Source organism: Paenibacillus jepli (genome assembly GCF_047238105.1).
GTDB lineage: Bacteria > Bacillota > Bacilli > Paenibacillales > Paenibacillaceae > Paenibacillus_D.
In genome coordinates this window covers 6,101,222-6,127,110 of record NZ_JBDFMD010000001.1, presented here as the reverse complement: position 1 = coordinate 6,127,110, position 25,889 = coordinate 6,101,222, and the positions used below count along the sequence as shown (strand labels likewise).

Annotated in this window: 21 protein-coding genes and 3 pseudogenes; 7 read left to right on the top strand and 17 right to left on the bottom strand. The window is 55.0% G+C overall.

The genetic code is table 11. The features are described 5' to 3' along the window. Nucleotides 1-133 precede the first annotated feature (133 nt). The 3 genes from ABC336_RS25890 (at nucleotide 134) to yhbH (ending at nucleotide 3,475) form a co-directional block, all read left to right on the top strand. The gene (locus ABC336_RS25890; RefSeq protein ID WP_413241399.1) at nucleotides 134-1,462 is read left to right on the top strand and encodes a WYL domain-containing protein; all 1,329 of its coding nucleotides are present in this window, start codon (nucleotides 134-136) and stop codon (nucleotides 1,460-1,462) included. Next, nucleotides 1,431-2,231 (top strand): WYL domain-containing protein, encoded by an 801-nt coding sequence (locus ABC336_RS25885; RefSeq protein WP_413241398.1) that lies wholly within the window; start codon nucleotides 1,431-1,433, stop codon nucleotides 2,229-2,231. The genes ABC336_RS25890 and ABC336_RS25885 overlap by 32 nt, the downstream gene beginning before the upstream one ends. Before the next feature lie 83 nt (nucleotides 2,232-2,314). Then, on the top strand, nucleotides 2,315-3,475 hold the full coding sequence (gene yhbH, locus ABC336_RS25880; protein WP_413241397.1) for a sporulation protein YhbH: 1,161 nt from the start codon (nucleotides 2,315-2,317) through the stop codon (nucleotides 3,473-3,475). Nucleotides 3,476-3,696: 221 nt separating this feature from the next. Here the strand turns inward: yhbH and ABC336_RS25875 are convergent, their stop codons facing one another. Next, on the bottom strand, nucleotides 3,697-4,269 hold the full coding sequence (locus tag ABC336_RS25875) for a Uma2 family endonuclease (protein WP_413241396.1): 573 nt from the start codon (nucleotides 4,267-4,269) through the stop codon (nucleotides 3,697-3,699). 252 nt (nucleotides 4,270-4,521) lie between these two features. On the opposite strand from ABC336_RS25875, the gene ABC336_RS25870 reads away from it, so the two are divergent. Beyond that, entirely contained in the window at nucleotides 4,522-5,964 is a 1,443-nt protein-coding gene (locus ABC336_RS25870; protein WP_413241395.1) for a SpoVR family protein, read from the top strand. Between the two features lie 139 nt (nucleotides 5,965-6,103). Continuing rightward, the gene (locus tag ABC336_RS25865) at nucleotides 6,104-6,463 is read left to right on the top strand and encodes a hypothetical protein (protein WP_413241394.1); all 360 of its coding nucleotides are present in this window, start codon (nucleotides 6,104-6,106) and stop codon (nucleotides 6,461-6,463) included. 74 nt (nucleotides 6,464-6,537) lie between these two features. On the opposite strand, the gene ABC336_RS25860 is transcribed toward ABC336_RS25865, so the two are convergent. The 7 genes and pseudogenes from ABC336_RS25860 to ABC336_RS25830 all read right to left on the bottom strand — a co-directional run bounded on the left by ABC336_RS25860 (nucleotide 6,538) and on the right by ABC336_RS25830 (nucleotide 13,619). Continuing rightward, the gene (locus ABC336_RS25860; protein ID WP_413241393.1) at nucleotides 6,538-7,425 is read right to left on the bottom strand and encodes a transglutaminase family protein; all 888 of its coding nucleotides are present in this window, start codon (nucleotides 7,423-7,425) and stop codon (nucleotides 6,538-6,540) included. Continuing rightward, nucleotides 7,422-8,402 carry an alpha-E domain-containing protein gene (locus tag ABC336_RS25855; protein WP_413241392.1) on the bottom strand — a complete coding sequence of 327 codons (981 nt, stop codon included), beginning with the start codon at nucleotides 8,400-8,402 and terminating at the stop codon, nucleotides 7,422-7,424. Before ABC336_RS25855 ends, ABC336_RS25860 begins: the two co-directional genes overlap by 4 nt. 30 nt (nucleotides 8,403-8,432) lie before the next feature. After that, nucleotides 8,433-9,893, bottom strand: a complete 1,461-nt coding sequence (locus ABC336_RS25850; protein WP_413241391.1) for a circularly permuted type 2 ATP-grasp protein — start codon at nucleotides 9,891-9,893, stop codon at nucleotides 8,433-8,435. Between the two features lie 181 nt (nucleotides 9,894-10,074). Further along, nucleotides 10,075-10,392, bottom strand: a pseudogene (locus ABC336_RS25845) (methyl-accepting chemotaxis protein); the annotation flags it as partial. 234 nt (nucleotides 10,393-10,626) lie between these two features. Beyond that, nucleotides 10,627-11,082: pseudogene (locus ABC336_RS25840) on the bottom strand (protoglobin domain-containing protein); the annotation flags it as partial. A 106-nt stretch (nucleotides 11,083-11,188) separates the two neighbouring features. Continuing rightward, a complete protein-coding gene (locus ABC336_RS25835; protein ID WP_413241390.1) occupies nucleotides 11,189-11,551 on the bottom strand; it encodes a LytTR family transcriptional regulator DNA-binding domain-containing protein in 363 nt (120 codons plus the stop codon). Nucleotides 11,552-11,723: 172 nt separating this feature from the next. Further along, on the bottom strand, nucleotides 11,724-13,619 hold the full coding sequence (locus ABC336_RS25830; protein ID WP_413241389.1) for a PrkA family serine protein kinase: 1,896 nt from the start codon (nucleotides 13,617-13,619) through the stop codon (nucleotides 11,724-11,726). 490 nt (nucleotides 13,620-14,109) lie between these two features. Here ABC336_RS25830 and ABC336_RS25825 point away from each other — a divergent pair, with 490 nt between their 5' ends. After that, nucleotides 14,110-14,847 carry a DUF2161 domain-containing phosphodiesterase gene (locus ABC336_RS25825; protein ID WP_413241388.1) on the top strand — a complete coding sequence of 246 codons (738 nt, stop codon included), beginning with the start codon at nucleotides 14,110-14,112 and terminating at the stop codon, nucleotides 14,845-14,847. On the opposite strand, the gene ABC336_RS25820 is transcribed toward ABC336_RS25825, so the two are convergent. From ABC336_RS25820 to trmL, 3 genes are all read right to left on the bottom strand, one after another. Further along, nucleotides 14,844-16,040, bottom strand: a complete 1,197-nt coding sequence (locus ABC336_RS25820; RefSeq protein WP_413241387.1) for an aminotransferase-like domain-containing protein — start codon at nucleotides 16,038-16,040, stop codon at nucleotides 14,844-14,846. The genes ABC336_RS25825 and ABC336_RS25820 overlap by 4 nt on opposite strands. A 392-nt stretch (nucleotides 16,041-16,432) precedes the next feature. Continuing rightward, the gene (locus ABC336_RS25815) at nucleotides 16,433-16,681 is read right to left on the bottom strand and encodes an AbrB/MazE/SpoVT family DNA-binding domain-containing protein (RefSeq protein WP_413241386.1); all 249 of its coding nucleotides are present in this window, start codon (nucleotides 16,679-16,681) and stop codon (nucleotides 16,433-16,435) included. A gap of 236 nt (nucleotides 16,682-16,917) precedes the next feature. Continuing rightward, nucleotides 16,918-17,382: a tRNA (uridine(34)/cytosine(34)/5-carboxymethylaminomethyluridine(34)-2'-O)-methyltransferase TrmL gene (trmL, locus tag ABC336_RS25810; protein ID WP_413241385.1), complete on the bottom strand. Its 465-nt coding sequence runs from the start codon at nucleotides 17,380-17,382 to the stop codon at nucleotides 16,918-16,920. Between the two features lie 117 nt (nucleotides 17,383-17,499). Between trmL and ABC336_RS25805 the strand changes: the two genes are divergently transcribed. Next, on the top strand, nucleotides 17,500-18,213 hold the full coding sequence (locus tag ABC336_RS25805) for a response regulator transcription factor (protein WP_413241384.1): 714 nt from the start codon (nucleotides 17,500-17,502) through the stop codon (nucleotides 18,211-18,213). 108 nt (nucleotides 18,214-18,321) lie between these two features. Here ABC336_RS25805 and serC read toward each other — a convergent pair whose 3' ends face one another. From serC to ABC336_RS25775, 6 genes and pseudogenes are all read right to left on the bottom strand, one after another. Continuing rightward, on the bottom strand, nucleotides 18,322-19,413 hold the full coding sequence (serC, locus tag ABC336_RS25800; protein ID WP_413241383.1) for a 3-phosphoserine/phosphohydroxythreonine transaminase: 1,092 nt from the start codon (nucleotides 19,411-19,413) through the stop codon (nucleotides 18,322-18,324). Between the two features lie 183 nt (nucleotides 19,414-19,596). Continuing rightward, nucleotides 19,597-21,021 (bottom strand): type I glutamate--ammonia ligase, encoded by a 1,425-nt coding sequence (gene glnA / locus ABC336_RS25795; RefSeq protein ID WP_413241382.1) that lies wholly within the window; start codon nucleotides 21,019-21,021, stop codon nucleotides 19,597-19,599. 260 nt (nucleotides 21,022-21,281) lie between these two features. Further along, the gene (gene aroF / locus ABC336_RS25790) at nucleotides 21,282-22,343 is read right to left on the bottom strand and encodes a 3-deoxy-7-phosphoheptulonate synthase (protein WP_413241381.1); all 1,062 of its coding nucleotides are present in this window, start codon (nucleotides 22,341-22,343) and stop codon (nucleotides 21,282-21,284) included. A gap of 179 nt (nucleotides 22,344-22,522) precedes the next feature. After that, complete coding sequence (locus ABC336_RS25785) at nucleotides 22,523-23,473, bottom strand: 4-hydroxy-3-methylbut-2-enyl diphosphate reductase (RefSeq protein ID WP_413241380.1); 951 nt, start codon at nucleotides 23,471-23,473, stop codon at nucleotides 22,523-22,525. A 32-nt stretch (nucleotides 23,474-23,505) separates the two neighbouring features. Beyond that, on the bottom strand, nucleotides 23,506-25,014 hold the full coding sequence (locus tag ABC336_RS25780) for a sensor histidine kinase (RefSeq protein ID WP_413241379.1): 1,509 nt from the start codon (nucleotides 25,012-25,014) through the stop codon (nucleotides 23,506-23,508). 16 nt (nucleotides 25,015-25,030) lie between these two features. Continuing rightward, nucleotides 25,031-25,708: pseudogene (locus tag ABC336_RS25775) on the bottom strand (response regulator transcription factor); the annotation flags it as partial. Between the last annotated feature and the right edge of the window lie 181 nt (nucleotides 25,709-25,889).

Here is a 25,889-nt window from a genome sequence, read left to right as displayed (position 1 = left end):
TTTACCTACAACGATTATACCATGGTCCAAGCCAAACGCATAACGCGAACATACGCTGGCGGCCTGGCAAGCTTCTGCTCGCCAGGTTGTTTGCGCATGTCCAGAGGCAGCGGCCGCGCAAGGAGGTTTAGAGATGGCCCGCGAGCAATTCGACAAAGAAATCCAGTTCCTGCGCATGCTTGCCATGACCGGCGGTTCGTACAGCAGACAGCAATATGCCCAGCGGCTGGGCATCTCCGTTCACACCTTCGATAAGATGCTGCAACGTTTGAAGACGATTGCCGGTTCCGTCTGGAGCCAGCAAAGCTCTCAGGAGAACTCCGCGTTTACAGCTACCTTCCGTTATAGCTACTATGACACAACCGACCCCCTGCTGCTCTTGCTGTTCCAGGCCAAATCCGTGAAGGCAACAGAGAGCCGACGGCTTGCCGTGCTGCTGGAAGCACTCCGGCATCAGCCGCAAACCGCGCTGGAGCTGCTCGACTGCTGTTCGGAGCGAATGTCGGGCACGGCACTGCCCGATGAGAAGACGATCCGCTCCGATCTGCGGTACCTGGAAGCGTCCGGCGTCATCAGCCGCCTCGGAGGGCAGCGTCCCTACCGGTACCGGCTGAAGAACGAACTGGCGGCGCTGCCGGGCGACCAGTTGCTGGAACTGTACGATTACGTCGATCTGATGGCCTCCACCAGGCTGCCCTCGGTACACGGCTACCTGCTCCGCGACAGTCTCAAGAAGCTGCTGCTCCGTTCGGAATCAGGAGTGCCAGAGCTGGATGTTACCCTCTACAAATATCATTATTATTCCCGCATTCTGGATGAAGCTCATGTATTCGGCCTGATCGCGGCGATGCGGCGGCGCTGCCGTATCCGCTTCCTGTACTTCTCGCCCAAGAGCAAGCACAGCTACAGCGCCAGCCAGACCAACCCCCGCTTCCAGAGGGAACCCTCCGGACGCGAGAAGCTTGTGTTGCCGCTGCAGGTCGTCTATGACCATCAGTTTGGACGGTGGTATCTGCTGGCCCACCAGACCTCTGTGGGCATCGTCAAATTCCGTCTGGAAGGCATGACGCAGCTCACCGAGGCGGAGGTCGTCCCGGAAGCCGAATATGCGCAGCACCGCCAGCGTCTGCTCGAGCGGATCCGCCATAGCTGGCTGATCGATACGGGGAAGACCGTGCGGGTCAAGGCCCGCTTCTACCATCCCGGTCCCGGCATCCCCAGCTTCGTCAAGGAACGGGTGGAACTGCAAGGCCAATGGGGCGAGTTGACGGAGGAAGCCGGCGGCGAGTCATTTCGATATGAGATCGATGTCAACGACACGACCGAGATCAAGCCTTGGCTCCGCAGCTTCGGCTCCAGCTGCGAGGTGCTGGAGCCGCTCCGGCTGCGCGAGGAAATGATCGCAGAATGGAAGGAGATCGCAGCCAGTTATGAACCTGTTCGAGAAAATCACCAACTATGAGCTGCTTGCCCGCCTGGATGAAGCCGATGTCTTCGTCACTACTGCGGCCGAGCGGAGCTGGCTCAAGACGATGCTGGCGGACCCTGCTTCCCAGCTGGTCCTATCGGATGAGAACCGTGAGCGCCTGCAGGCGATCCTGGACGAGGATGAGGCGCTGGAGCTGCAAGGCAGCTTGACCGAGAAAGCCCGCAGCCGCGAAGGGCAAGTGGGACACCCGCTGCTGCCGGAGCTGCGGGATCTGATCCGGCGCCGATGCAACGTATGTTTCGTTCCAGCCGGCAAATCCGGCAGACCCCGACAGCCGTCCGAGGGTATCCCCTACAAACTGGAGTACTCGATGGTCAAGCGGGAGTGGTACCTGCTCTGGTACAACAGCGGCTTGCGGCGACTGCAGATCACCCGGCTGGACAAGATCAGCCAGCTTCGCGGGGCTCCTTGTACGGCAGAGGAATGGACGCTCGCCCAGGAGCAGATTCGCCGCAGCCATGAGCTGCAGCAAGACACCGCTGTGCTGGAGGTGCCGAGCCAGTATAACCGCGAGCTCTCTCGCATCCTTTATGCCTTCTCCTGCTTCGAGAAACAGGTCCAGTATGATGAAGCGCTTGATCGTTATACAATCACCCTTCACTTTGCCAATAACGAACGCGAATACGTGTTGTCCAAGCTGCGGTTTCTGGGGCGGCGGATCCGCGTCATCAAGAGCAAAGGCTTGCAGGAGCGGATGCGCCAGACAGCCCTGATGGCGCTCGGCCGCTACGAAGAGGGCTAGAGCTCGGCAGCGATTGGTCACATAACCTCCCTCTGTCTGAATATAGTAAATATACGAAGCATTCGACGAGGGGGTAGCTGCAGATGGATTCAAACCGCGAGCCGTTGTATATCGTCTCCCGTGAAGACTGGTCGCTGCATCGCAAAGGGTATCAGGACCAGGCCCGCCACCAGGAAAAAGTCCGCGATGCCATCAAGCAAAATCTGCCGGACCTGGTATCCGAGGAAAGCATCGTCCTCTCGGACGGCAAGCAGATCATCAAGGTGCCGATCCGCAGTCTGGACGAGTACCACTTTGTGTATAACCATAATAAAAACAAGCATGTCGGGCAAGGTGACGGCGACAGCAGCGTCGGTGATGTGCTTGGTACGGATCCCGCTTCCGCCAAAAAAGGCGGCAAGGGGGACAAGGCGGGCGACCAGCCCGGCGAAGATGTCGTGGAAGCGGAGATCAGTCTCGCCGAGCTGGAAAATATGCTCTTCGAGGAGCTGGAGCTGCCCTTCTTGAAGCGCAAGGAGAAGGACCTGCTGGAGACCAAAGACATCCGCTTCAATGATATCCGCAAGAAGGGCATCCAATCCAATATCGACAAGAAACGCACCATCCTGGAAAATCTGCGGCGCAACGCCACTGGCGGCAAACCGGGCATACACGGGATATCTCCTGACGATCTGCGCTTCAAGACGTGGGAGGAGATCATCAAGCCCCAATCCAATGCCGTCATCCTGGCGATGATGGATACGTCAGGCTCGATGGGCAGCTTTGAGAAATATGCGGCGCGCAGCTTTTTCTTCTGGATGACCCGCTTCCTCCGGCACCAGTACGAGAAGGTCGAGATCGTCTTCATCGCCCACCATACGGAAGCCAAGGAAGTGAGCGAGGAAGACTTCTTCACGCGCGGCGAGAGCGGCGGCACGATCTGTTCCTCCGCTTATATCAAAGCCCTGGACATCATCGACAGCCGCTATCCGCCGCATATGTGGAACATCTACCCGTTTCATTTCTCGGACGGCGACAACCTCACCTCGGACAATGAGCGCTGCGTCAAGCTGATCTCCGAGCTGATGGACCGGAGCAATATGTTCGGATACGGCGAGGTCAATCAGTACAACAGGAGCAGCACCCTCATGTCGGCCTATAAGCATATCCAGAAGCAGAAGTTTATCTACGCGATTATCAAGGAAAAGCAGGACGTCTACCAAGCGCTGAAAACCTTCTTTTCCAAAAAAGAGCCGGTTACCTGACATTGACCTCCATTGCAAGGCGAAGCGGCCCTTGTCCATTCCGGACAGGGGCCGCTTGTTTAATTGCCTTCCTTGATTGCCATTGCTTGGCGAGCATCAGCCGAAGCTGACGGTAAATAACGGGCTGCACCGTGTCAGAAACCGGCGAAGCCTGCGAGCCATCTGGTAATCGCATCTTTTTGATTGAACTCGATTTTTCATGACGTCTCGGCGATAGATCCTTATTGAGAGGTTAAGTTGAAAAGCCTAGTCTTTGACACTTGGAAATCATTAAATATGAAAGAGCGAACCATCTCTTGCTCGGTATATAATGCCCTCTTCTGATAGGCCCCATCCTGCAAAGCGAAGACATGTACGGTCTCATTTCCCGGATCGACGATCCAATATTCTTGAACGCCAAACTTCTGGTACAAATTAAACTTTTCATTAAAATCTTTCAAGGCAGTAGAGGGAGACAGCACTTCGATAATCATGGTTGGCGCACCATGGCAGCCGTTTTTGAAGATCTGATCTTTCGAGCATACGACCGTCAGGTCCGGCTGTAACACATGATCCGGCAAATCGTATTGATGGTTCTCGCTGAAGAAAACATCGAACGGAGCGGCAAACACATAACAGCTCTTATTCTGAAAGTGGGCTCGCAGTGCGAAATGCAGCTCTCCAACGACAAACTGGTGCAAGGCATTCGGAGCGGGTGACATATTATATGCCTTGCCATTTATCAACTCCCACGATCCGTCCCATGTAAGCCAATCCTGATAGGTGTGGTTTGATTCCTTTTCCGGTTTTGTCACTTGGAGGCCCCCTTCGCATGCAGTTGTTATTAGAATTATATCACAGGACGTTACTAACGAAACCACATAACTATAAATCGCTCTGGTTAATTACAACCAGCTATTGATGCTTTCCGTTATAATAATTCTCCCTCATCATTGCATGAACGTAGAAGGCATCAAACCAGTTCAATCTGCCCACCGCATATTCCCTCCGCGCCTCCCATACACATAGAATAGGAAACTTATCGCCACAACTGGAGGGGACGAGAGATGAAGCAAGACGAGATACGCCAACTGGAACGTGCGATTGACGAGATTACCGAAGTGGCGCAGGGCTTTGGCCTGGACTTCTATCCGATGCGTTACGAGATCTGTCCTTCTGATATCATCTATACATTCGGCGCCTACGGCATGCCGACCCGCTTCAGCCACTGGAGCTTCGGCAAGACGTTTCATAAAATGAAGACGCAGTACGACTTTGGTCTCAGCAAAATTTACGAGCTCGTCATCAACTCCAACCCCTGCTATGCCTTCCTGCTCGACGGCAACTCATTGATCCAGAACAAGCTCATCGTCGCCCACGTACTGGCCCATTGCGACTTCTTCAAAAATAACGCCCGCTTCAGCCGCTCCAACCGCAATATGGTCGAGAGCATGTCGGCGACGGCGGACCGGGTGGCGCAATATGAACGTGACTACGGCTCCGAAGTGGTCGAACAGTTTATCGATGCGGTGCTGGCGATCCAGGAGCATGTCGATCCTACCCTGATCAAGCCTTACCAGATGGACAAGACGCGCTATATCGAGCTGCTGGAGAAACGCGAAGGCGAGCGCAAGAAACTGCCGGCGCCTGTCCAGCCCTACGAGGACCTGTGGTCGCTGGATCCCGACATGAAAAGCGCCGAAGAGAAACCGGCTAGCAACAAACGGCGGTTCCCGCCCCAGCCCGAGAAAGACCTGATCTGGTTTATCGAGGAACATTCGGAGGGACTGAAGGACTGGCAGCGGGATATCATGTCGATGCTGCGTGATGAGATGCTCTACTTTTGGCCCCAGATTGAGACCAAGATTATGAACGAGGGCTGGGCGTCGTATTGGCATCAGCGCATTCTCCGGGAGTTAGATCTGACGAGCGAAGAGACGATCGAATTTGCCAAACTGAACTCGGCGGTCGTCCAGCCTTCCAAAAACAGCCTCAACCCCTACTACCTCGGTCTCAAAATGTTCGAGGACATCGAGAAGCGCTGGAATGAGCCGACCAAAGAGGAGCAAGATCGATACGGCCGGGTTCCTGGTCAAGGACGGGACAAAATCTTCGAGGTGCGGGAGACCGACTCGGACCAATCCTTCATCCGCAACTATCTGACGAAACAGCTGGTCACCGATCTGGATCTGTACATCTTCGAGAAGAAAGGGCCGGAGTGGAAAATTACCGATAAATCGTGGGAGAATATTCGCGATCAACTCGTCTACTCTCGTGTCAATGGCGGTTTCCCCTGTATCGTCGTCACCGATGGCGACTGGAACCGTTCGGGAGAGCTGTATCTCAAACATCAATATGAGGGCGTCGAGCTGGATCTGAAATATGTTGAGCGCACCATGCCGCATATAGTAAAGCTATGGGGCAAACCCGTCCATCTGGAGACGGTCGTCGAGGACAAAAATATCGTCTTCAGCTGCGACGGCCCCAAAACGAGCCGCAAATTTATTTAGGCTTTGTCCGGATCGGCACGAACCTGTGTTTTGATTCATGCCCCCCGCGAGCGGGTATAAATGATCAACAACCTTTCCCCATCCTTACTTACAGGGGAAATAACACAGGGGCAACGCCCCGGATACAGAGGTGATTCACATGTTGGAAACAATCCTTATTGTATTGGGTGTGTTACTGGTGGTTGGCATCATTGTATTTGCTAGCAAAGGCCGTTGGACGACTCTGGCAACCGCAAGGGGCAATCAGGCAGAAGAGCTGCAATCCAAATATTCATACCTGCAATCCAAAGACATCCCTTCCCGCCTTAAATCAGAAACGGCGGCCGGCGCATCCGGATTTGCCGCCCAGGGCGGCATGTCCATGAATGCGGTCGGCTCGGAAGCCGGACAGCATGAGATGATCAAGCTGCAGATCAAGCCGAAGGATAGAGAACGTGCCGAGGCTGCGCTGCAAGAGCTCGACCGGGAACGTGTACTTCACCAATCGACTCAGCTGTAAAGGAAAGTTTATATCAACACACCCCAAGCAAAAAGGACCTCGCCCGAGGTCCTTTTTGCTTGATCTACACGGAGCTAACCCTCCAGTTGCTCGACAATTACCGAAACGTCAAGATGCTGGCCGCCGCTTCCGCGGTAGACGCCCTTGACAGGGACGATATCCTTGTAATCCCGGCCATGCCCCAGCTTGACATAACGCTCGCCAACCTCAGAAGGATTGGTCGGATCGAAGGCGCACCAGCCGCGATTGGGGACATACGCCTCTACCCAGGCGTGAGACGCATGCTGAAAACTGGTGCCTTCCTCCTGCAGGTCGCCGATAAACTGGTAGCCGCTCACATACCGTGCAGGAATGCTGCGGCTCCTGCAGATGGTGATCATCAGATGCGCGAAGTCCTGGCAGACACCGCGCCGGGTGCCGATCATATCCGCCACCTTCGTTTTCACATCCGTCGCTTCGGCATCATAGGTGAATTCCTGCCGGATGCGCTCGGACAGCTGCGCCAGCCAGTCGTAGACGGCGGCAGGCTCTTCGGATTCGCGTTCGTCCAGTCCGGCGAAGACCAATACTTCGGGAGTGGCAGTCGTATAGGAAGTTGGCAGCAAATATTCGGCAAACCGGTCCATCGCTTCGTCCCTGGCAAGCCAGTCCCATGCTTCCGCAGGGGTGAACAACCTCCCTTTCCGCGCGCTTCCCCGCCCGCTGCCGGGATCTGTCGTCACCACGGTCATCTGGGTGCGGATCGTCAGCTTGCTATGGGGCTCGTTGACCGAGAAGGCGGTCACTCGATTACCAAAGAAATCCTCGTATGATTGCAGAGGAGCATTGGGCTCAACGGCGATCGCATGCTGATAGCAGGACTGCCACTCATTGGTGCAAGGAGTCAGGCGCACCTCATTGACACTGTCCGTTACCGGCTGCGTATAAGTATACTCCGTGACATGCATGATCCTCAGCTTCATGCGCTGGCCTCCCCGATCCGAAAAAACGTCTTCGCAAACGTTGTGCCGAGTTGCTGGCAGGTACCGAGCAGCACCGTCAGCACCAGTCCCTCGCGATCCTGCTGCAGATCTTCTCGCTCCAGGCACGATAGTTCCGCCAGCACTTTGGCGGCTTGACGAACCACTTTGCTGTGGGCAAGCTTGAGCTGCGACTCCTGCAGCTCCAGACGGCGCAGATGCTCATCCATCGCCTGCAAGGCAAAGCGCACCGAGCGCGGGAAGGCGGTATGCAGCACCAGGAATTCGATGATCCCATCAGGCGACATCCCGTCTGCATAGTACCGCCGGAATACCTGATAGCCGCTCACCGACCGCAGCACTGCCTGCAGATAAGGATATGCCGGCGGTTGACCTGTCTCGCCGGCCTCCATCGTATTGCGGATCGCCTGCATGATCCGCAGCGTATTCTCGGCACGCTCCAGATAACGTCCGCACTCCATGAAGTGCCATTCATTCTCCCGCGCCATCACGGATTGCGCTACCCCCTGGAAGAGCGCCGTCCATTCCTTGACCCGTTTGTAAAGCTGATGCGGCGATTCTTTGATCAGCTCATCGCGATGCCGCTCTCGCAGCCAGAGATAGAAACTGTTGACGACATCCCACAATTCGGTCGGCACCTTCTCCCGCAAGGTCCGCAGATTGCCGCGAGCGTAGCTGATACAGGAGACCAGCGAATTGGGATGATCGCGGTCCAGCGTAATATAGTGCAGCACATCTTCCTCGTTGTACTGACCGTACAGCTGCTCGTAATCGGATCTGCTGCCGAGCGCATCCACGATCCGGGCCCACTTGTCTCCAGGCAAGTGCGAGCTGTTTCCTTCCGTCGGCAGATAATCCTGTTGCAGATGATAATGGACATCAATCAACCGGGCATGATTCTCTGCCCGCTCCATATACCTGCCTACCCAGAACAACGCTTCCGCATTCCGATTCAACATCCCCATCGCCTCCAAACCATCAATATTGGACTACCGATTGAGCACCCAAGTATCCTTCACGCCGCCCCCTTGCGAGGAGTTGACCACAAGCGAGCCTTCCTGAAGCGCGACCCGCGTCAGACCGCCGGGGATGACGTGCAGCTCCGAGCTCCCCATGAGCGAAAAAGCGCGTAGATCGATATGACGCGGACACATCGATCCGTTTTTCATGATGGGAGCCCGGGAGAGCTTCATCGTCTCCTGAGCGATATAACGCTCAGGCGCTTTCTTGATCTCTTCGGCGAAGGCCGCGATCTCCCGGGCCGTGGCCTGAGGACCGATAAGCATCCCGTAGCCGCCCGAGAGCGATGTTTCCTTCACGACGAGCTGGTCCAGATGGGCCAGGGTATAAGCCAGATCCTCCTTATTGCTGAGCAGATACGTCGGCACATTGCCCAGGATCGGCTCCTCGCCGAGGTAGTAACGGATCATGTCCGGCACATAGGCGTAGACGGCCTTATCATCTGCAACACCGGTACCCGGCGCATTGGCGATCGCTACATTGCCTGCACGGTACGCATTCATGAGACCCGGCACGCCAAGCATGGAGTCGGGCTGAAATGCCAGCGGATCGAGATAGTCATCATCAATGCGTCTGTAGATCACATCGACCTGGCGCAAGCCGCGGAGATCGCGCAGATAGATCTTCTGATCCTTATACACTAGGTCTCTACCCTCTACGAGATGAATCCCCATCTGCTGGGCGAGGAAGGTATGCTCGAAAAAAGCTGAATTGTACGGACCAGGAGTCAGCAGCACGATGAACGGGTCCCGTCTGCCTGAAGGTGCAAGGGAGCGCAATGAACGGAGAAAAACATTGAGACTATGGTCGATGCCGCGAACCGAACAGGAGAAATAGAGATCGTGGAATAGCTCACTCATGAGCGAGCGCCCAGTATACAGATAGGAAAAACCGGACGGGGAGCGCAGATTGTCTTCCAGCACCAAATATCGCCCTGTCTCGTCACGGATCAGATCGATTCCGGTTGTGGTCATATACGCCTGTCCGGGCACATCCAGTCCAGCCATCTCGGGACGGTAATACTTGTTGCCGACAACCATCCTGCGCGGAATCAAGCCGTCGGCGATAAGATGCTGCCTGTGGTAGATATCGTGGGTAAATGCGTTGAGTGCGCGTACCCTCTGCTTCAAGCCCCGCTCGATTACCTCCCACTCCTCGGCAGGGATGACACGCGGGATATAGTCAAACGGGATGGTGCGCTCAAGCGGTTCTTGCTGGTCAGGTGCATACAAGGTAAAGGTGATCCCTTCTTCGAGCATCCGTTGTTCCAACGCTTGCTGACGGGTTACTAGCTCTGATGGCTTCAGCCGCGAGAACAGGTCTTGAATCGTGTCGTAATGGGGACGTATGGAGAGATCCGAATCGTACATTTCGTCATAAAAAGATCGGGCATCATAATAATACGGCTCCGGCTGCCTGGCAATCGACATGCCAATCCCTCCTCCAAGTGATGTGGATGCCGTTCATTCGATGTCAAGGTGTATGTAATTATAATTGACAAAAATGGCGACATCAACATGATTTATACTTACAATCATACTGATATCGCCATTATATGTCAACTTATTTAACATAGCATTGCATAAAGATGTCTTTGATTACACCGACTCATTAGATGGCTTCTTTCTTGAGCTGTTCGAGATCGCGGGACACCTTCTCGATCATGCTTACAAAGCTCGCCAGCTCTTGCGAGCGGGCCGCCTGCAGTCGCGCTTGCCTGCTCGTGGCATCTGACTCTTCGCGCACTTCGGCCACTTTCCTGACGATCCTATCGAGCCGCCCCTGGATGTCCTCCAGCGTCTGTCGCGATGACGCCGCAAGCTTGCGGACCTCGCCAGCTACCACCTCGAATCCCCTGCCATGCTCGCCTGCTCGGGCTGCCTCGATCGCTGCGTTGAGCCCGAGCAGATGGGTCTGGTCGGAGATCTCGCTAATCAGCGTGCCCATCTCACTGATATCGTCGATCTCATGCCGCAGCTCGCCCAGCAGGTGATGCGACTTGTCCTGAGCCTCTGCAGTTGTGACTGCCGTCTCGGCGATCACCCGGGAGCTCTCGTCGAGTTGGACGATCATCCCTGCCAGCTGCTGCACGGCCTCGGTAATCGTATGCAGCAACCGATCTTGCTGACTGGCCAGCGCCTGCAGCTGCTCCTGCTCTGCCTGCTCATAGGCTTCCAGGACAAGCTGCGAATCAAGGTTGAACATCTTGGTTATCGCGTACAGTACGCGTTGCCAGCGTTCCGGCAGCACACGCTGCAGAATCTCTGCCGCCAGGTCCGAATAGACCATGTAGGTCCCCAGGTACCAGTTGGTCGTTAAGCCGATCCGGGAATGGACGAGCCCGATCCGGATCCGGTTGGCGATATAGTCATCATCCAGCACGCCACAGGCAAGAGACAGCCAGTAATCTCGCTGTGTCTCTTTCAGGCGGGGAATGGTGCTGAACCGCTCGATCAGATCGCACAGCTCGGACTCTTGCTGGATTCTGTCATAAAACCGGTCTACAACCTCTTCGACGATCCGTTCAAAAAGCGGGAGATGCGCGGCCAGGAGCTGAAGATCTTCCTCTGTAATGCCGGTAAATTGAACTTGCTTTAATCGTTCAGGAGATAAGTTCATCATCTGGTATGTCTGTCCTTCCATAACAATGGTGTAGTATCATAGCTTCCTCTCCATTATTAGGCATAAGGGAATGACACGCAAGCCCTATTTGAAAGCGCATTAATCATGATGCGGCGACCGTCATGTACAGGGCCGTTGATTCGAGCAGCCGGTCAGGCAGCTTCCGGACTCCCGCAGCCGACACCGATGCTCTGATGTCCGATTCGTCCGTCTCCTCAAAATAAACGACTCTGGATACAGGATCGTAATGCCCGACCCGGTCAAGGTTAACGATATTGCCGCGATCCAACGTCTCGAATCCATGCTCCTGGAGGCTTGGCAGCAGCTGCGACATCGTCCGCGCATAACGGTACACCCCGGATGCCGTGTGAAACAGCGGTCCGCTGGTCGTCAGCGTGATCAACAGCACTTCCGAGATCGCCACTTCCTTCAACAAACCATCCTGACCAACTAACAAAAAACGCATCGTATCTCCTCCGTCCTCTATACTGGCCTCTTTATTATACAGAACGTATGTTCCTTTATCAACAATCGCAAAATGTGCCGATACCATGAAAAAAAGCAGACCACGGGTGGTGCAACGTCATTAAGATGCTAATGACATTGCACCTGGGCAGTCTGCTTCGATTTCTATTAGATTATCTGTTTAGCAGGCTTCCTACGTACCTCAGCAGCTCGTTGGCGCATACAGGACAGTAGCCATGATCATCCATCAACCGTTTGGTGACCTCATTAATCCGCTTGAGTTGGGACTCATCCGGCGTCTTGGTCGAGGTCGTAATTTTGACGATGTCCTTTAGATCTGTGAACAGCTTCTTCTCGATCGCTTCGCGCAGGCGGTCATGACTGGCATAGTCGAACCGTTTGCCTTTTCGTGAGTAAGTGGAGATCCGGATCAGTATTTCTTCACGGAATGCCTTCTTGGCATTCTCGGAGATGCCGATCTGCTCCTCGATCGACCGCATCAGGCGCTCGTCGGGATCCATCTCTTCCCCGGTAAGCAGGTCCTTGATCTTGCTCCAGTTGCAGAATGCTTCGATATTATCCAGATAATTCTCAAACAGCGTGCGCGCCGACTCTTCGAAGGAATAAACAAAAGCCTTCTGGATTTCCTTTTTTGCGAGGTTATCATATTCTTTGCGCGCCACGGAAATATAATTGAGATACTTCTCCCGCTCCTCCTTCGTAATCGACGGATGCTGGTCGAGTCCGTCCTTGAGCGCCCGCAGCACATCAAGCGCATTGATGCATTGCAGATCCTGCTTGATCAGCGCACTGGAGATACGGTTGATGACATAACGCGGATCGATGCCCGACATGCCTTCGTCGGTATATTCGTTTTGCATCTCCTTCAGATCCGCTTCCTTGAAGCCCTCTACCTCTTCACCGTCATACATACGCATCTTCTTCACTACATCCATGCCCTGCTTTTTGGTGTCCTTGAGCCGGGTCAGGATCGAGAAGATCGCTGCAGCTCGCAAGGCATGGGGCGCAATATGGATATGCTTCATGTCGCTTTGCTGGATCAGCTTGCTGTAGATTTTTTCTTCCTCCGATACCTTGAGGTTATAGGGAATCGGCATGACGATCATGCGGGACTGCAGCGCTTCGTTCTTCTTGTTGCTAATAAACGATTTATACTCGGTTTCGTTGGTATGGGCAATGATCAGCTCATCGGCCGAGATCAGCGCGAACCGGCCCGCCTTGAAATTGCCCTCCTGCGTCAGCGAGAGGAGATTCCACAGGAATTTCTCATCACACTTGAGCATTTCCTGGAATTCCATCAATCCCCGGTTGGCTTTATTCAGCTCGCCGTCGAACCGATAGGCCCGCGGATCGGACTCGGAGCCGTACTCCGTGATGGTTGAGAAGTCGATGCTGCCCGTCAGGTCGGCGATATCCTGGGATTTGGGATCTGAAGGACTGAAGGTCCCGATGCCAATCCGGTTGTCCTCGGAGATCAGCACCCTTTCCACCTGCACATCCTCGATCCGCCCATTGTACTCGGTCCGCAGCCTCATCTGGCACGAGGGGCATAGATTGCCTTCTATTCGTACACCCAGTTCCTTTTCTACATCCTTGCGCAGTTCATGAGGGATCAGGTGCAGCGGCTCCTCATGCATCGGGCAACCTTTGATCGCATATACGGCCCCCTTCTCCGTTCTGGAGAAGCGTTCCAGCCCTTTTTTCAGCATCGTAACTATCGTTGATTTGCCCCCGCTCACAGGACCCATTAGCAAGAGGATCCGTTTGCGGACATCCAGCCTGCGGGCAGCAGAGTGAAAGTATTCCTCCACCAGCTTTTCCACAGCCCGGTCCAGTCCGAAGATCTCCTGCTCAAAAAACTTGTAGCGTCTGCGTCCGTTTATTTCCTCCGTGCCCATAGCTTCGATCATCGCATAGACCCGCGAGTGTGCCGTCATCGCCGGTGTGGGGTCTTTTTTGAGGATATCAATATATTCCTTAAACGAACCCGTCCACAATAACTGCTCACTCTCTGCGTTATACTGCGATATTTTCTCGAAAATATCCATACCGAACCTCCTCCCATCGCTCCTGATGCTCTCCTCGTCTCTTTGCGCCAGGTCTGGCCTGATCCCACGCCAACGCGAACACTATCTTTTTTTGAAGTATTACATAACTATGCAGTGGACTGGGCGAAGTTGCCCCTTTTTTAATCCGCTGCCGCTGTTTTTGCTGGGCCCTGCCGGGCATCTAACCCCGCGTGGAAGGTGAGCTGATACAAGCCCTGTGGTATAATGGACTTTTAGGAATACACCTTGATTTCGTGATCAAAAGCGGAGTTTTTGAACCACCTCTTTAAATCGAGTTCAAAAATTCGGTTTTCAGCACCGAGAAGGTTGAAGACAGGAGGAAATGAGGAGCGGAGCGTAGTGGGAGCTACGTGAGCACCGGAAGTTCCGACTTTATTCAAGATTCGATGTCGAGTCCGCTTCTCTGGAATGACTTCGTGATCAAAAGCGGAGTTTTTGAACCACCTCTAAGGAAAGGCAGGGATGCCAAGTGGCTGTAAAGGAAGAAGCCGAGCTTTACCCCCCGCTCAAGCAATTCTTTGAAGCGAGGGGGTATGAAGTGAAGGGCGAGGTCAAGAACTGCGATTTGGTAGCCGTCAGACCGGGCGAAGAGGAGCTGCTGATCGTCGAGATGAAAAAGACGTTCAACCTCGCCCTGCTGCTGCAAGGGGTTGAACGTCTCCGATTAAGCGACCAGGTTATCCTGGCCGTAGAGCGCAACCGCAAAAAAAGCGGCGCTCATAACCAGCGATTCGGCGAGCTCACCGAGCTCTGCCGGATGCTCGGACTCGGCCTGATCACCGTCACCTTCTTTAAGACGAAGGCGCCATTTATAGAGGTGCTCTGCGAGCCGGGCGAACTGCCCCGAGCGGGCAGACGGAGAACAAGGGAGGCCAGATTGCTCCAGGAATTCCGCGAGCGCAGCGGCGACTACAACATCGGCGGCATCCGCAGCGTGCAGCTGGTTACCGCCTATCGGGAGAGAGCGCTGCGCTGCGCCTGGGCGCTGCAGGCGGCAGGAACCGCGGCGCCGCGCCGCGTCGCTGAGCTCAGCGGCTGCAGCAAGGCGGCGGACATCCTCCAGAAAGATTACTACGGCTGGTTCGAGCGGGTCGAACGGGGCGTCTACCGGCTCCGGCCAGCCGGCACAGCAGCGCTGGAGCAGTACGCCGAGATCATCCGCCGCTGGCGAATGACGGTACCTGATTCGACGTCTTCTCACAATTAGCAGCGTGCCAGAAATTCATCAACCGCCTCGGCGAATCGCTCGATACCCTGACGCATCCGTTCGCCTTCGGTATACGTAAAGTTCAGACGCGCCGTGTTGCGTTTAGGTACGCCGGCGAAGAACGGCGAACCGGGGACGAAGGCCACGCCTTTGGTAACGGATGCACGGAGCAATGCCTCGGCGTCGAGTCCATCCGGCAGCTCCAGCCACAGGAACATGCCCCCCTGAGGTTCTTCCCAAGTCAGCTCGCTCCACCTCCGCTGCAGCAGCAGCTGCTGCATCTGTCGCATCCGGGAGCCGTAAGCCGCCGATACGCGGCGGATATGGTCATCCAGCGGATAATGGGCGATCAGCTCGCTGAGCGTCTGCTGATCCAGCGTACTCGAATGCAGGTCGGATGCCTGCTTGGCTTTGGCCAGGTTGCGGACGATGCCTCGGTCTCCCATTGCCCATCCCGTGCGCAATGCCGGCGCGACCGTCTTGGAGAAGCTCCCCATATAGAATACGGCACCACCATCGCCGCCGCCATCCAGCGAGTACAATGTCGGATAGTGGGCATCCGGGTCGAACCGGATGTCGCCATATGGATCGTCCTCCAGGATCGGCACACCATGCTCACGGCATAGCGACAACAGCCCTTGACGGCGTTCGAGGCTCCAGACCCGGCCTGTCGGGTTGCCGAAGGTGGGGACGACATAGACCATGGCCGGCCTGTGCTGACGCAGCAGCGACTCCAGCGACCCGATGATCATGCCGTCCTTGTCGCTCTCCACCGGGATGACGGTAAGTCCGTGCATACTGAAGACCTGAAGGCTCGACAGATACGTCGGATTCTCGACAAGTACAACATCCCCCGGATTCGTCAATACCCGGGAGAGCAGATCGAGCGCCTGCTGGGACCCCGTCGTGAGGATGATCTGGTCGGGATCGACCGTCATACCCTTGGCCGACATCCGGCCGCACAGCTGCTCCCGCAGAGGCAGATAGCCTTCGGTCAGGCCATATTGCAGCGAGCTGCTGCCTTTCTCGAACACCCTTGCTGCAGCGTCCTGCACCGCCTGAAGGGGGAACAGTTCCTCAGCCGGCAATCCCCCCGCAAACGAGATAATCTCCTTCCCCTGCGTGAGCTTCAAAATATCCCGAACCGCAGACGAATGCAGCTTGCCGATACGTTCAGAAATACGATAGTCCATCTCTCTTCTTCCCATCTGTGTCATAGTGGCCGCGATCAAAGCGGCAAAAAACTGCTATTCTTCATTGTACGCCTAAACCCCGGGATGGGCAACCGGATCGCGCCAAAGGAACTGTAACAATCTGTTCACAACATTTGAAGTTTTCTTTTCTTCCCGGTTTGGGTATAATATAAGCAGTTTACTGGAGGTGTGCGTTATGGAGTTTCCAATGGAGTTTACCCGAACGTTTTGGGTAATCATGATTGTCATGGTGATGTTTTTGCTCGCTATCTTCACCTCATCGTACAATGATGATAAGACCAAGGGATTGTAACCCTGATCAAAACTGAATCTGACAAGCAGAAGCCCCCGGATCCAAGATCCGGGGGCTTCTTTATGTGTCACGTTCTGCGCTATGCGCGCATCTGACTCATATCGCTGGCGCAGGCGGCGCACAAATAACGCTCTTTGAACTCATGCACATCCTCCATCGACGTACAGAATACACATCTCGGCCGATATCGCTCCAGTATAATATGGTCGCCTTGCACCAGAATTTCTACAGGATCGCCTTCATTCATCTGATATCGCTTGCGCAATGATTTGGGTAGCACGATACGGCCCAATTGGTCAACTTTGCGTACAACTCCTGCCGGTTTCACTGTATTCACCACTCCTGTGTCTAAATTGATAGTCTTTTTTGTGAACCTCCGTGTATCATAACCTTCGCGACGTTCACACCGTTTCCTTCCGTCATCCGTTATTTCTTAGTATTCTGCAACTGCAAGGCGAATCGGCTTCAAATAGAACGGCAAGCGTCACCCAATTGCTGGCTCGTTGCTCATTTTATGTTTTTAAACGATGAGATTCGTTTTGAAACAGGAGATGCTAGGGTGCCTCAACTCATACCGGGGTAGTCCAGCTGACGCAACGCTTCAAAGACGACGACAGCCGCGCTGTTAGACAGATTAAGCGATCGTACATCGCCCGTCATAGGCAGCCGCAGACAAGTGTCAGGATGAGCAGCCAGCAGCTCCTGCGGCAGTCCCTTGGTCTCTTTGCCGAAAACAAAAAAATCACCGTCCCGATAGCTGAACTCCGTATACCGTTTCTCGGCGCGCGTGCTGGCAAAGAAAAACCGGCCGGCCGGGAATCGCTCTTTAAGCTCAGAGAAGCTGTCATAATAAGCGACGTTGACGGCATGCCAATAATCCAGTCCAGCGCGCTTCAAGGTGCGATCATCCGTTTGGAAGCCCAGCGGACGCACCAGATGCAGATGGGCTCCCGTCGCTGCACAGGTGCGTGCGATATTGCCGGTGTTGGCTGGAATCTCAGGTTCGACAAGTACGATGTGCAAGGCCATAGTTATTCCTCCGCGATTATAATTATAAATTTTACATTCGGTTAACGTAAGCTTAACCTGCCGCAGAACGTCCCGTGTCATAATGGGATCACATAAGCCGAAAAAGGAGCTTAAGCGATGAAAAAGAAAATATTGGTCGTCGACGACGAGCCATCCATCTCGATGCTGATCGAGTTCAATCTTAAGCTTGCCGGCTTCGACGTCCGTTGCGTAGAGGATGGCGAAGCGGTATTCGATATGCTCAAGCCTTACCGGCCCGATCTGATCGTCCTGGATCTGATGCTTCCCAAGATGGACGGTATCCAGGTATGCCGCGAGCTGCGCAAGCAGCAAAACGCCGTGCCGATCGTCATGCTGACGGCTTTGCAGGATGTAACCGACAAAATTGCCGGACTCGACAATGGGGCGGATGATTATATGACCAAGCCGTTCAGTCCGCAGGAGTTGATCTCACGCATCCAGGCCGTCTTCCGCAGGGTTCAGTCGCTTCCTTCTGCCGGCGAGGGCCAGGCTTACGAATTTGGCCGTCTGCGGGTGAATGGCGAGCAGCGTGAGGTCCACCTTGATGGGCAGCCTGTTGATCTGACTCCCAAAGAATTCGAGCTGTTGCTGTTCCTCTGCAGCCACCGGGGCAAAGTGCTCAGCCGGCAGCAGCTGCTTCACGGGGTCTGGGATTATCATTTTCTGGGCGATACCCGGATCGTCGACGTCCACATCAGTCATCTGCGGGATAAGATCGAGAAAAATGCGCGTTCGCCGGAATATATTATGACCGTCCGCAATGTCGGCTATAAGCTGACCGGACCACAGCTCAAAGACTCTTCAGGCTAGAAGAATCGCTTGCCGCACTTATTCAAACCAAAGAAGCCTTTTGCCGATGCGCCGCAGCGGCAAAAGGCTTCTTGCTGTGTAAATGTGTCGGCCCGGCAAGATGCCGTCTTAACCGTTGTTCTTCTGGAATTCCTTCATAAACTCCGCAAGCGCCCTGCAGCTCTCCAGCGGCACAGAATTGTACGTCGAAGCCCGCAATCCGCCGACATCGCGGTGCCCCTTCAAGCCAACGAAGCCCTGGTCCTCCGACTGCTGGATAAACCGCTTCTCCAGCTCGGCATCATGTATACGGAACGTAATATTCATGAGCGACCGGCTCGCCGCCTGAGCCACGCCACGATAGAATCCGCCACTCTGGTCGATGGTGTCATAGATCAGCTTGGTCTTGTCGCGATTGTACTGCTCGACCTGAGCCACCCCGCCTCTGGCCTCGATCCACTCCAGCATCAGCTTGACCATATAGACCGAAAAGGATGGCGGTGTATTGTAGAGTGATTTGGCTTTGACATGGGTATCGTAGCGCAGCATCGTCGGCACCGATTTCGGGCTGTCCGCCGCCAGATCATCACGGATGATGACCAGCGTCACGCCCGACGGGCCAAGGTTCTTCTGGGCACCGGCGTAGATGAGTCCGAACTTGCTGACATCGACAGGACGCGACAAGATATCGCTGGACATGTCGGCGATCAGCGTCGCATGATCCGACACATTGGGATAGGCTGCATATTGCGTGCCTTCGATCGTCTCATTGGAGGTGATATGCAGATAAGCCGCCTCAGCCGGCACCACGATGTCGCTGAGGCCCGGAATCCGGGTGAAGCTGTCGGCTTCCGAGCTGGCCGCGATCGCGGTCTCGCCGATTGTCTGTGCTTCCTTGAGTGCCTTCTTCGCCCAGCTGCCGGTCATGACATAAGCTCCCGCCCGACCGGGCTGCAGCAGATTCATCGGCACCATGGCGAACTGGGTGCTGGCACCGCCCTGGAGGAAAAGAACATGATAATGGTCTGGTATGGCGAAGAGCCGTCTCATAAGTGCCTGGGCATCATTGTTCACTTGCTCATATTGGCTGCTGCGGTGCGACATCTCCATAATAGACATCCCTGCACCGTGATAATCGACAAATTGTTCCTGGGCTTGCTGCAGCACCTCAAGCGGCAGCGCAGCCGGTCCGGCATTAAAGTTAAACGCCCGTTTGGTCACCGTACTCCACCTCTAGTTTCATTGGATAGTTGCTATGTATATATAACGCTAATCATAGCAAGTTTGGACCTGGGGTTCAAGTCCTCTAGGCCCAGAACTGCCTATTCGACTTACAAACAAAAGAAAAAAGCGAATCCCGTTGCCAGGACTCGCCTTCCGATAGGATAGACTCTATGAGTGCAATTAGCAGTCGAAGTACAGGCTGTACTCGTGCGGATGTACACGGATCGATACGGCTTTGGCTTCTTGACGCTTGAACGCCACGTAGTTGGCGATGAAGTCCTGCGAGAACACGCCGCCTTCCGTCAGGAACTCGGAATCAGCTTCCAGGGCGTCGAGCGCTTCGTCCAGGGACCCAGGAACGCTGCGGATCTCGGCCTTTTCTTCGTCGGAGAGCTCATAGATGTTCTTGTCGAATGGTCCATAGCCCAGTTCCTTCGGATCCAGCTTGCGCTTGATCCCGTCCAGACCAGCCATCAGCATAGCGGCAAATGCCAGATATGGATTGGCAGTGGAGTCAGGCGTACGGAATTCGATACGACAGCCTTTTGGTGTAACGGCAGCCACTGGAATACGGACAGCTGCAGAACGGTTGCCTCTGGAGAAGACCAGGTTAACCGGAGCTTCGTAGCCAGGTACCAGACGCTTGAACGAATTCGTGCTCGGGTTCGTGAGCGCGATCAAAGCCGGAGCATGGTACAGAATGCCGCCGATGTAATGGAGAGCCGTTTGGCTCAGGTTGGCATAGGCGCCTTTCTCGTAGAACAGCGGCTCGCCATTGTCGAACAGCGACGTGTGGACGTGCATGCCGCTGCCGTTGTCGCCGAACATCGGCTTAGGCATGAAGGTTGCCGTTTTGCCGTATTGGCGAGCGACATTATGCACGATATATTTGTATTTGAGAAGGTTGTCGGCCGTCTTGGTCAGCGTGTCGAAGCGGAAGTTGATCTCGCCTTGACCTGCAGTCGCCACTTCATGGTGATGACGCTCGACGCGAAGGCCGGTTTCCTGCATCAGACGTACCATCTCACTGCGGATATCCTGTTGAGTATCCATAGGAGCTACTGGCACATAGCCGCCTTTAACGCCGACCTTAAAGCCCAGGTTGCCGCCCTCTTCTTTACGTCCTGTGTTCCAATCCGCTTCTTCGGAATCGACCGAATAAAAGGCCGTATTCATGGAACTCTCGTAACGAACGTCGTCGAAGATAAAGAACTCGGACTCCGGCGCGAAGAAGGCATCCGTGCCCACGCCGGCCGTTTTGAGATACTCTTCAGCTTTGTGAGCGATGCTGCGCGGATCGCGATCGTAACGGTCGCCTTCCGGCGTATGAATGTTACACATAACGTTCAGTGTCGGATGGTCTGTGAACGGATCAACATAAACCGCCTCAGTATCCGGCATCATGACCATATCGGATTCTTCGATCCCGCGGAACCCGGGAATCGAGGAACCGTCGAATGCAACGCCGTTTACGAATGTATCAGCATCCACCTCCGAAGCGGGCAGTGTGATGTGATGCGCGCGACCGGAAAGGTCCACGAAACGGAAATCCACGAATTGAATGCTATTTTCTTTAACCAGGTCCAACACTTTTTGAGCTGACATCTAAAATTTCCTCCATTTCCGAACATTAACGTTGATTTAAACCCAAATTGTTCAAGTTTCGCTTTAAACTCTGTCGTAATTATAAAACGAGCAATCTGCATCGTCAATACTTATGTCAGGTATTTTTTAAGCAAGTGTAAGGTATTCTCACATTTTTTGAGGAATGTTCACATTTCCGTCAAACCGAATGTTCAGCTTTAGCTATCAACACAAAAAAAGCCATGCATTCCTCTCGGAATGGCATGGCGGAGCGGTTGGCGTTATTTTTTCCATGTTGCAAATGCTTCGGCCGGCGCTTTCTCGGTGTCAAACCTGCGGCCGACGAGCTCGCCCAGCTTCTCCAGATCCTTCAGCAGCGCTGCGAACTGATCCGGGAACAGCGATTGGACGCCATCGCCGGTCATCGAATTGTCGGGATCCGTGTGCATCTCGATGATCAGACCGTTGGCTCCGGCTGCTACCGACGCCTTGGACATCGGCTCGACCAGCTCTCTGCGGCCGGTGCCGTGGCTCGGGTCGGAGATCACCGGCAGATGGCTAAGCTGTTGAAGCACAGGAATCGCAGTCAAGTCCAGCGTATTGCGCGTATACTGCTCGAAAGTGCGGATGCCGCGTTCGCACAGCATGACGTTCGGATTGCCGCCGGCCAGGATGTATTCGGCCGCGTTGAGGAACTCATCATAGGTACTGCTGAAGCCCCGCTTGAGAAGAACCGGTGTCTGAATCGTACCGAGCTTGCGCAGAAGGTCGAAGTTCTGCATATTGCGCGTCCCCACCTGCAGGATATCGGCATATTCGGCACATACATCGACATATTCCGGCGTCATCACTTCGGTGATGGTCAGCAGGCCGTGCTTTTTGCCCGCTTCGGCCATCATCGCCAGACCCTCGACTCCCACACCCTGGAAGCTATATGGTCCGGTACGCGGCTTAAAAGCGCCGCCACGCAGCACTTGGCCGCCTGCAGCCTTGACAAGGCGGGCGATCTCGTCGATCTGCTCCGGATTCTCGACAGCGCACGGGCCGCCCATGATGACCAGATGCTCGCCGCCAATCTTGACGCCTTTAATATCGATGATCGTATCGTCGGGATGGAAGTCCCGGCTGGCCAGCTTGTAAGATTTGGAGATCTTGATGACGTTCTCTACATCCTTCATCTGCCGCAGCTGCTCCGCAAGAGTTGGTTCAGCCTGGCCGATGATGCCGACAACCGTACGATCCTCGCCTCGGGATACATGAGCTTTGACGCCGGTTTTTTCGATATATGCGACGATTTCTCCGATTCTTTCTTCCGATACATGCTTGTTAGTAATGACGATCATGTTCATCTCTCCTTTTCGCGCTTCAACGCTTATACGCTTTTAAGCTTTTAAGCTTTTATGCTTTTAATCGATAAAGTAACTATACAAGAAAATAAAGCCTCCGTCAACCATTAGTACCTGGTTGCAGAAGGCTCTTCACTCTCAATAGCCCTTCTGGCACATTAGGACCATCGTGAACTTCAGGCGTTCGTTTTTTCGCGTATCTTAGGCAGCAGCTTGCTCATGTTAATCGTACGTTTGAGCTCCCACGTCGAAGGGTCTGCTGGCTCGTACTGCTCCAGATAACTGATCACTTCTTTGGTAATCGGTGTCGGCGTGGACGCCCCCGAAGTCACCGCTACCGTCTCTACGCCTTCCAGCCACTCGCGCTTGAGCTCGCTCAGATCCGAGATCCGGTGCGCCGGCACGCCGCCGATCTCCTCGGAGACTTGAGCGAGTCGGTTGGAATTGTTGCTGCGCGGGTCGCCTACGACGATGCAGAGCTGCGCTTCGCCGACCTGCTCGGCTACCGCTTCCTGGCGCACCTGCGTCGCCATGCAGATCTCGTTGTGCACCTCGGCCGTCGGGAACACTTCAAGCAGTCGCTTGATCAGATGCTTGACATCCCATTGGGACATCGTCGTCTGATTGGTAATGATGACCTTATCGGACTGCAGCTCCAGCTGCTCGACATCCTCAAGCCGCTCGATCAAGTGGACGCGATCCGGAGCCACGCCGATTGCCCCTTCCGGCTCAGGGTGGCCTCGCTTGCCGAGATACAGGATCTCATAGCCCTCCTCCGTCTTCTGACGGATCAGATCGTGCGTCCGGGTGACGTCAGGACAGGTCGCATCGACGACGGTCAGCCCTTTGTCGCGCGCCCGCTGACGGACCTCGGGCGAGACGCCATGTGCCGTGAAGATGACTGTCCCTTTCTCCACCTTATCCAAAATCTCCAGACGATTCTCGCCATCCAGGGTAATAATCCCTTCGTTGTCAAAGGACTCGGTCACATGACGGTTATGAACGATCATCCCCAAAATATATATCGGTCTCGGCAAATCAAGGTTCTTGGCCGTCTGCTTGGCCAGCACCATAGCATCGACAACGCCGTAACAATAACCTCTTGGCGATATTTTCAGTACCTTCAATGCGCTTCACCTGCTTTCTGACCGGCCAATCGCTACTGCCGGTCGGTATCTTCTATTATATCGGAATCCGTCTGTTCTGCAAAGAAGATCGGCAGCCAGATGACAAACGTCGTGCCTTCGCCGAGCCGTGTCTTGACCTCGATCGAGCCGCCATGCTCGTCGATGATCCATTTGGCGATCGACAAGCCCAGTCCGGTGCCTGAGGTCTTGCCGCGCGAGATGTCGGCCCGGTAGAATCGTTCAAAGATATGAGGCACCTCTTCCTTGTCCAGCCCGATTCCCGTATCCTTGATAATCAGACCGGCCTGACCGCTCACAAGAATCGCCTGCAGCTCGACATAACCTTCCGGCGTATATTTGAATGCATTTTCGATGAAGATGAAGATCAATTGGCGCAGATAATCCTCATTGCCCCGCACCGTCGTATCGGCCAGCGACGAGAGGCTCTCGCCCAGCCGCAGCTCCACCGTGCGCGGCAGCAGCTGCGCACGCCTGGCGACTTCTTCCACCAGCGGCAGCAACGCAACCTCGGTTTTCTCCATCTGATACCCGGCATCCGCTCTCGCCAGCGATAACAGATCACTGACCAGCCTGGTCATCCGCTTGGCTTCGTCAGAGATGTCGCGCATCGCCTCCATGGAGAGAGCTGCCTTGTCCGCGTCCAGCCGGATGAACGATTCGGACTTGGCGCCGGGGGCCTGCAGCTCGGGCACCCACATCTTCTCCAGCAGATCGATATTGCCGCGGATCGTCGTCAGCGGCGTTCGCAGCTCATGCGAGGCATCCGAGACAAAGCGGCGCTGCGTCTTGTAGGCCCCGTCCAGCTCATTGTACGTCGTCTCCAGACGCTCCAGCATGCCGTTCAGCGTGTCGGTCAGCTGCCCCATTTCGTCGTTGGGCCCTTCTCTGGCGATCCTGACGCTCAGATTGGAGCCGTTCTCGATCTGATTGGTCGCGCGGATGACATTCTCGATCGGCTTGAGCGCCTTGCGCGCCAGAAACAGGCCGATCGTAAACGCCGCTACCAGCAGGAACAGCGAAGACAGGACGAGAATCGTCCGTACATTGCGCAGCAGATTCTCCTCGCGGTCCGTCATCGCCGCCACCTGGAGCAGCCCGACGATTGAGCCGTCTCGGAGGATCAGCGGGACTTCATAGACGAGAAACGGAAAGCTGTCGATCCGGATGCTGCGAAACTCGCCTTCCCGCTTCATCCGGGTGCTTGCCTCAGGGAATGGAAAAGCCATGCTCTCCGGCAGATTGCGCGTACGAATGCTCTGGGAAGGGTTGGCATAGTTGACCACCTGGATGAAATATTCATTGAGCTGGATCGTTGAGCGGCGGTCGATATTAAGCTTGAACTTCTCAATGAAGTCATAGCTTGGCTCGATGTAGATCGTCTGGGCCTGCTGTATAATCCGGCTCTTCAAGCCAGTATACGTATAGTAATTGACAAAAAGGTAGATTGATACGCCGAACACCAGCAGGGTAAACGCGAGCAGTCCGGAATACCATAGCGTCAGCCGCAGCCGGATGGACATGGCTTATCCTCCTTCTCTTCAGCACGTATCCCGTCCCTCGAACAGTCTGGATAAGCCGTTTGGCGCCGCCGTCCTCGGTTTTTTGCCGCAGCATAGCAATGTAGACCTCCAGAACATTGGACTCGCCGCTGAAGTCGTAGCCCCAGATGCGCTCCATGATCGTCTCCCGCGTCAACACGCGTCTGGGATTCTGCATGAATAGATGCAGCAGGTCAAATTCCTTCGCCGTCAGCTCCACACTGCGGCCGGATCGGATCGCTTCCCGCGAGTCGAGATCGAGGATGAGGTCTTCGAAATACAAGCGGCTGCCTGCCTCCTCCAGCTTGTCCGGCTTGCGCCGCAGCAGCGCCCGCACCCGTGCCAGCAGCTCCTCCAGCGCAAACGGCTTCACCAGATAGTCGTCGGCACCGAGATCGAGGCCGCGTACGCGGTCATTGATGTCGTCCTTGGCCGTCAGCATGAGGATCGGCACCGAGCTGCCGCTCTCGCGGACCCGGCGGCACACCTCCCAGCCGTCGACCTGCGGCATCATCACATCCAGGACGAGCAGATCCGGATCATGGGCGAGCATCGTCTTGAGCCCCTCCAGTCCGTTGCTGGCCGTCGTCACCTCGTATCCCTCAAAAGCCAAGCTGCGTCTGAGCAGCGACGTGATCTTCTCATCATCATCGACAACGATGATATGTGGTCTCACTCCCGGTTTCCCCCTTCTTCTCTGCCCGGGACCGCTATCCCCGACAGGTCTCGCATCTGCATTTCTCCAACTTAATTATACCAAGGAACGGATACCGAATCACGCGGCGTCCTGCAGCAGGCATGAAGAAAGCGCAGGCCGGCCGGGCGGCCTCCTGCGCTCCTCATCTCCCGTCTGGTTA